We start from the raw sequence: 808 nt of genomic DNA on the forward strand, positions 1-808 counted from the left end.
GGCCGGACCACGCCCCGGTGGGCGTGGTCCTGGTGACGGTGGAGGACGACGGCGGCGGCGTTCGCGGCGAGGCGCAGGAACCAGCCGCGGTCCTGCGTGCGGGTCGACGGGCGAGCGAAGCAGGTCAGCGCGCCGGCCAGCACCGACAGCGGCACCTGGTCGCGCCACTGGTCGACCAGGTCGGCCTGGTGCGCCCAGTCCTCGCAGGCCGTGCGCACCGCGCCGACGAACGACGACAGCCACAGCGGGACGAGCGCGCCGTCGAGGTCCGGGTCGAGCAGCAGGTCGATGGTGGCGCCGCGCTGGCTCGGGGAGAGATCGACCAGCGTGCGGGCCAGCACGTGCAGCACGAGATGGGTCGGGTCCCAGGTGAGCACGGCGTCGGAGCGGTAGCGGGCCAGGTCGATGAGCCGGTAGGACCCGGCGACGTCCTGGAGTGCGGCCGGGACGAGGACGTTCTCGACGTGCAGGTCGCCGTGGGCCCGGCCGATGAACGTGGGCAGCCGCGCCAGGCCGGGCCCGTCGGTGTCGAGGACCAGCGCGAACGGGTTGGGCAGCGGGTCGTCCTCGTCCTCGACAGCGACGGTGGGGCCGCGGTGGGCGTCCGCGGCGCGCAGCAGGGCGCCGCCGGGGGCGAGCCGGTGGCCGAGCTGGCGGCGCAGGATGGCCGGTACCTCCATCGAGGGTAGCTGCGCCCGGCCCACCCATCCGTCCAGGATCGACCGGATGATCGTGCCACTGGAAGCGGCGAAGTCCTCGGCGGCGGGGCGGGGACTCGGGAACAGCGGCCGCGGGCCGGCGTCGCGCC

1 pseudogene is annotated in these 808 nt (G+C 75.6%); it reads right to left on the minus strand.

The features are described from left to right. Positions 1-808 (minus strand): annotated as a pseudogene (locus MXD58_RS26005) (toll/interleukin-1 receptor domain-containing protein); the annotation flags it as partial.

It is taken from the genome of Frankia sp. AgKG'84/4, from assembly GCF_023242965.2.
In the GTDB taxonomy this organism is placed as follows: Bacteria; Actinomycetota; Actinomycetes; order Frankiales; family Frankiaceae; genus Frankia.